Raw genomic sequence first — 5,047 nt, forward strand, 5'->3', positions numbered from 1 at the left:
ACTCACGTTTCGGAGTTCAAAAAAGCCATGCTGGCCGGTTCAAGCCTCGATAGAACCGGTCTCCACGCCCTCCAACCGAAGGGTAAACTCATCGAGTTGCAGTGCCTGGACAAAGAAGCTTTGCACCCGCTCGTCGATGGCGCTCATCACCAGCGCACCGGCCGGCCCGAGCGTCTCCTGGAGTCCATCGACGGCCTCAGCGATCAAGGCGCGGAAAAAGCCCCACAGGCGCTTGGCGAAATCCAGCTCACTGAGCTGCGCGCCGACGGCCGTGCGGACTTCGCAGACGCGGGTGCCAGCGCCTTGGATCTGCCCGAACGCCAACAGGCAATAGCGCACGGCGGTTAAGTGGATCGAGGCCAGATGCGAGGCAAAGGTCTCGGTTTGCTCCCAGAGCAAGCCCAGAGACTGCTTGGCCTCCTTGAAGTACACCTCAATGCTCCAGCGCAAGGCATAGGTTTCCAAAATCGTCGCCGGGGAGAGGCGGCGGTCGGTGCTCAGGAACAGCGCCCAGGATTTCGCCCCAGCCGGGCTGTCGGCGTCTTGGTTGACGCCCCGGACAAAGAGCAGGCGCACCGGAATCCACTGCTCCTCGCCATTATGCCGCATCCTCGGTTATGCCGCATGGCAGTGCGTCGGTTCAACGGATATGGTTGGGTCTCTGATTCGTGGCGCATTTTGAGTCGGCATAATCACAGTCCCTTCAGGAAGGCGAGCAAGCTATCGTCGGGCTGAAACCGAGTTGGTGGAACATCAGTCGGGGCAGTACAGTGAAGAGCGCGTTCCTTGATCTTCATATCTGCGTGCAGGTACTGATGTGTCGTCTCGATCGACTCGTGTCCAAGCCACAAGGCGATCACCGCGAGGTCGACCCCATGCTGCAACAGCGCCATAGCTGCCGTATGGCGCAGCGTATGGGGCGTGATCCGACGGTCCCGTAACGACGCGCATGTGGTGCTCGCTGAACAGACGTGCCGATGGACGATGTGCTGCAAGGCGTCAGCGCTCAGACAGTGACCACGAAGACTGGGAAAGACGGGTTGGTCGGCGAGTGGGGATTGCTCAGCCAGCCAATCGCGCAGGATCACCACGACATCGGTACGCAACGGCGTGTTGCGTTGCTTGCGCCCCTTTCCTAGACAGCGGACAAAGGCACTGGCGTTGAGTTCGACATCACGCGCGCACAAGGCACGCAGCTCCTGGCTACGTAGCCCCGTCTGAACGGCCAGCAGCAGCAACGCGCGATCTCGTCGCCCGATCCAGGTCGACAAGTCCGGTGCCGCCACAAGTGCGCCCGTTTCCTGCTCGTTGAGAAACGCGACCGTGCACTTCGCGTAGCGCTTGGTCGGGATGGCCAGCACCTGCTGGCATTGCAGCAAACAGTGTGGCGCCTCATAGGAGACGAAGTGAAAAAACGCATGCAGGGCAGCCAATCGACAGTTGCGCGTCCTGATGCCGTTGCCGCGTTGGTGCTCCAGATGATCGAGGAAGGCGCACAGGAGCGCGGCATCCAGATCCTCGAGTGTTAACTGCGAAGGGAGCTGTTGGCGGTGTTGCGACACATAGCCCAATAACAAGCGAAAGGTATCGCGGTAGCCAGCGATGGTATGCCGGCTCGCCCCAAGCTGCGTTTGTAACCGCCCGATGAAGAAGCGCTGAATGAGCGCCGGCAGTGGCGTTGCACTCATGACCGCTCACCTCCCTGGTGAGCCAGCAAACGCTCGGAGGCCAGCGCGAGCAGTTCGGGAACCGCTTGCAGATACCAATAGGTTTCGTGCGGGCTCGCATGCCCGAGGTAGGTCGTCAACTGCGGCATGAGCCGGTTCACATCCTCTCCATTGCGGTACCAGGCGATCAGCTGACGGGTGGCGAAGGTGTGCCTGAAATCTTGCAGCCGAGGACCCCGTCCGCTGCGCCCAGGCTGACGGGGACGCAAGCCCAGTGGCTGGCACAGCCGCGCAAAGGTCTTGCGCGCCCGATCACTGGGGACAGATGTCCCCTGGGGCGTGAGCAGAAAGGCGGAGGTCTTGCGCTGCGGCAGGAGACGATCACGTTGCTCGGCATACTGCGCTAAGCCCGCTGTCGTCGATGGCGTGATCGGAACCAGCCGCGATTTGCCGCCTTTCGACCCTTGAATCATCAGCACCTGCGCGTGCAGATCAACGTCATCCACAGAGAGCTTGAGTGCCTCGCCAGGACGCAGTCCAGTGGCGGCGAGCAATCCGATCAGGGTCTCGAAGGTGGCACCTTGCAACAGGCCACCGTTGAGTTGGCGCGCGGCGCCCATCAAGGCCGAGACCTCCTCAGGGCGGTAGATGTAAGGTGTTGGCCGCCGGTGTGGTGTCGGCAGGAGATGCCGTGGTGGAATCTCGGTGCGCGGATCGCTGGCCCGCAGCCAGCTGGCAAACCCGCGCACGATACCAAGGCGACGCGCATAGGTCGCCGGTTGCAATCCGCCCGGCAGGCAGGCCCAGCTTAGGGCCAAGGCGATTGTCACCACATCGGTCTGCTCTGCGATGAGGAAATCGACAAACTGGCGCAACACCGATTCGGGCCACTTCAATTGCGTCCCCAGCGCTCGACGTATCGACAGATACTCACCAAGAGCGGTGTGCAGATCGGTCATTGGACCACCTCCTGCTTGCCCGGCCAGGCTTGGGCGACGTCACGCAGTCGCTCAAGATCGACGTTGGCATACCCTTGGGTGGTCGCGATGCAGCGGTGGCGTAAGACTTCAGCGATCTCGCTCAAGGAGGCGCCGTGGCGCAGCATCCGTGTGGCCAGGCTATAGCGAAAGATGTGTGCACCGACACGACCTCTGGGCAGCAGCCCGGCACGCTCAAGCGCGCGATGGGCGATCGCGCTGACCGTCGAGGGATCCTGCAAACCGATCCGCGGCGCCTGGCGGCTCAAAAAGAGCTGGCGCGAGTCACTGTGGCCTCGGGCGACACGCAGGTACTGCACGATCGCTTCGCCGACGTCTTGGAGCAATGGCAGGCGATCGAACTGGGCACCTTTGCCACGCACCAGAAGTTCGCCTTGCTCCCAGTGCACATCCTCCAAGCGCAGCGCGAGGACCTCACTCGCGCGTAAGCCCAAACGCGCCAAGAGTTGCAAGACGGCAAACTCCCGACAGCCGCGCAGAGACGAGCGATCAACCGTCGCCAGCACGCGCTCGATATCCTCATCGCTCAGGATCGGCGGCATGGGCTTGGGCTGGCAGCGTCCGATGCAGGGCAAAGCGGTTGAAAGATCGCGGCTGATGAGACCTTTCAGAAGGCAGAAACGCAGAAACGAGCGCAGCCCGGCGGCATACACTTTCACGGTGGCAACGGCATGCTCCGGGCTGAGCGTGAGCAGGTAGCGCTGGATCGCGCGCGCATCCAGGTCTGCGGCCTCTTCGGGCAGGTGCATGGCTTCGATAAAACCGCGCACACTGACCGCGTAAGCCGCGATCGAGTGAGCGCTGAGTCCTTGCTGGGACTGCAGATGCTCAAGGTAGCTGTGGCGCAGCGCGTCCGCCGTCGATCGTTCCATCGGGCGTGGCGGCAGAACCTTCGCCTCACGCAGATAGGCTAGGAACGCCTGCAATGCGCTGCGATGCTTGTAAAGACGACGACCGGGACTCGCCAAGAAGGCATCGATACAGGCATCGAGGTCGTCAACCTCACACAGGCGAATCCCCGACGTGTGGGTCCATTGTATAAACGGCACAATCCGGCGCGCCTTGCCGCGCCGGGTGTTCTCGGCATATCCGGCTTGGGTGAGGCCGGAAAGGAACGCCTCAAGATGGTGATCAAGATCGGGCTCACAGCAAGAAGGCCCAGAGGCAAAGTGCTGCTCGGACATAGCGTCTCTCCACAGATCTGGCGGTGTTGCCAGACCTGAGAGCCGACGGCATTATGCCGAACAGGTAAAGCCGAAAAGGCGCCAGCCATGCCAGACGCGGCGCGCCATGCGGCATAACCGAGGATGCGGCATAATGCCGCCGAGCAAGCCCTGCGCCACTGGGTCATTGCCCGCCGCATCATGATGGGAACGCGCAACGAGGCCGGATCACGCACCTTCACCTTGCTGGCCAGCGTGATCGAAACCTGCCGCAAACGCGGGCATCTGCCTTGGCCCTATCTGGCCGCCGTCATCACGGAGCGACGTGCTGGCCGCACGGCTCCAGCGTTGCCGGCTCCAATGGCGGGTGTCTGAACGACTACACAGTCGATACCAATGCCGCGCATTTATGTCGAAACCTCTGTTATCAGCTACCTGACGGCTCGCCCGAGCCGCGACCTGATTGTCGCTGCGCGGCAGGAGGCGACGCGCGAATGGTGGGAAAGCCGCAGTGAGAAGTTTGCTGCGTTTTCATCGCAACTGGTACTCAAGGAGGTTGCTGCCGGTGATCCTGAGGCCGCCATGAGGCGGCTTGCTATTTGCCAGCCGCTGCCCCTCTTGCCGATTGATGCAAAGTGCGAAGCACTTGCCGAAAGGCTTGTTTCAACGGGTGCCGTACCGCCTACTGAGCAGGAAGATGCTCTGCATATTGCATTGGCAACCCTTTCCCAGGTCGATTTTGTTGCCACCTGGAACTTTGCGCATCTGGTTGGCCCCGTTGCAAAGTTTCGCTTGCAAATGGCGATACAGCAACTGGGTTATCCGCCGCCGATTTTAGCGACCCCCGAAGAGCTTCTGGAGACCCTGCCATGACATTCGCGACTGATATGACGCACACCCCGGTTTCTGCCACCCACAATACTGCGCGCCTTGGCTGCAACGATCCTCTCTTACAGGAGCTTTGGGCGATCAAGGCAACGATGAATGCAGAATCAGGGTACAGCATTCAGAAACTAGCAGAACAAGCTCGTCAATTTAACCTTGAGGAGACTTTAACCCACCTGCACCAGTTGGTCGGTCACTGAATTGGACGGTAGTGCTCTACATGTGTTTCTCACACGGCAAGCCCGAACTCATATCGATTGATAAAAAGCCCAATAACAGTATCGTGCATGACGTCGAGTTTGGAAAAACAGATGGTTTTCCGTGCCAGGCGTTT

Annotated in this window: 7 protein-coding genes and 1 pseudogene; 3 read left to right on the forward strand and 5 right to left on the reverse strand. The window is 60.8% G+C overall.

Annotation, left to right across the window (positions count from 1 at the left end; all coding sequences use genetic code 11):
• Positions 1–39: 39 nt before the first annotated feature.
• From CCR96_RS02405 to CCR96_RS02420, 4 genes are all read right to left on the reverse strand, one after another.
• On the reverse strand, positions 40–609 hold the full coding sequence (locus CCR96_RS02405; RefSeq protein ID WP_201216254.1) for a transposase: 570 nt from the start codon (positions 607–609) through the stop codon (positions 40–42).
• A gap of 83 nt (positions 610–692) precedes the next feature.
• Positions 693–1,688: a tyrosine-type recombinase/integrase gene (locus CCR96_RS02410; protein WP_201216276.1), complete on the reverse strand. Its 996-nt coding sequence runs from the start codon at positions 1,686–1,688 to the stop codon at positions 693–695.
• Positions 1,685–2,626 carry a tyrosine-type recombinase/integrase gene (locus CCR96_RS02415; protein WP_201216297.1) on the reverse strand — a complete coding sequence of 314 codons (942 nt, stop codon included), beginning with the start codon at positions 2,624–2,626 and terminating at the stop codon, positions 1,685–1,687. The genes CCR96_RS02410 and CCR96_RS02415 overlap by 4 nt, the downstream gene beginning before the upstream one ends.
• Positions 2,623–3,849 (reverse strand): site-specific integrase, encoded by a 1,227-nt coding sequence (locus tag CCR96_RS02420; protein ID WP_200241009.1) that lies wholly within the window; start codon positions 3,847–3,849, stop codon positions 2,623–2,625. Before CCR96_RS02420 ends, CCR96_RS02415 begins: the two co-directional genes overlap by 4 nt.
• Positions 3,850–3,972: 123 nt before the next feature.
• On the opposite strand from CCR96_RS02420, the pseudogene CCR96_RS02425 reads away from it, so the two are divergent.
• The 3 genes and pseudogenes from CCR96_RS02425 to CCR96_RS02435 all read left to right on the forward strand — a co-directional run.
• Positions 3,973–4,203: pseudogene (locus tag CCR96_RS02425) on the forward strand (IS66 family transposase); the annotation flags it as partial.
• 21 nt (positions 4,204–4,224) lie between these two features.
• A complete protein-coding gene (locus tag CCR96_RS02430) occupies positions 4,225–4,701 on the forward strand; it encodes a type II toxin-antitoxin system VapC family toxin (protein ID WP_201216304.1) in 477 nt (158 codons plus the stop codon).
• Positions 4,698–4,913, forward strand: coding sequence for a hypothetical protein (locus tag CCR96_RS02435; protein WP_201216309.1), 216 nt, complete (start codon positions 4,698–4,700; stop codon positions 4,911–4,913). The genes CCR96_RS02430 and CCR96_RS02435 overlap by 4 nt, the downstream gene beginning before the upstream one ends.
• A 29-nt stretch (positions 4,914–4,942) precedes the next feature.
• Here the strand turns inward: CCR96_RS02435 and CCR96_RS02440 are convergent.
• Positions 4,943–5,047: IS1 family transposase (locus CCR96_RS02440; protein WP_242518373.1), on the reverse strand; the 105-nt coding region annotated here is incomplete at its 5' end.

It is taken from the genome of Halochromatium roseum (assembly GCF_016653315.1).
Taxonomy (GTDB): domain Bacteria; phylum Pseudomonadota; class Gammaproteobacteria; order Chromatiales; family Chromatiaceae; genus Lamprobacter; species Lamprobacter roseus.

Excerpts from the sequence above, each read along its gene's own strand:
- CCR96_RS02405 (WP_201216254.1), bottom strand. The coding sequence starts at position 609 with ATGCGGCATAATGGCGAGGAGCAGTGGATTCCGGTGCGCCTGCTCTTT.
- CCR96_RS02410 (WP_201216276.1), bottom strand. The coding sequence starts at position 1,688 with ATGAGTGCAACGCCACTGCCGGCGCTCATTCAGCGCTTCTTCATCGGG.
- CCR96_RS02415 (WP_201216297.1), bottom strand. The coding sequence starts at position 2,626 with ATGACCGATCTGCACACCGCTCTTGGTGAGTATCTGTCGATACGTCGA.
- CCR96_RS02420 (WP_200241009.1), bottom strand. The coding sequence starts at position 3,849 with ATGTCCGAGCAGCACTTTGCCTCTGGGCCTTCTTGCTGTGAGCCCGAT.
- CCR96_RS02430 (WP_201216304.1), top strand. The coding sequence starts at position 4,225 with ATGCCGCGCATTTATGTCGAAACCTCTGTTATCAGCTACCTGACGGCT.
- CCR96_RS02435 (WP_201216309.1), top strand. The coding sequence starts at position 4,698 with ATGACATTCGCGACTGATATGACGCACACCCCGGTTTCTGCCACCCAC.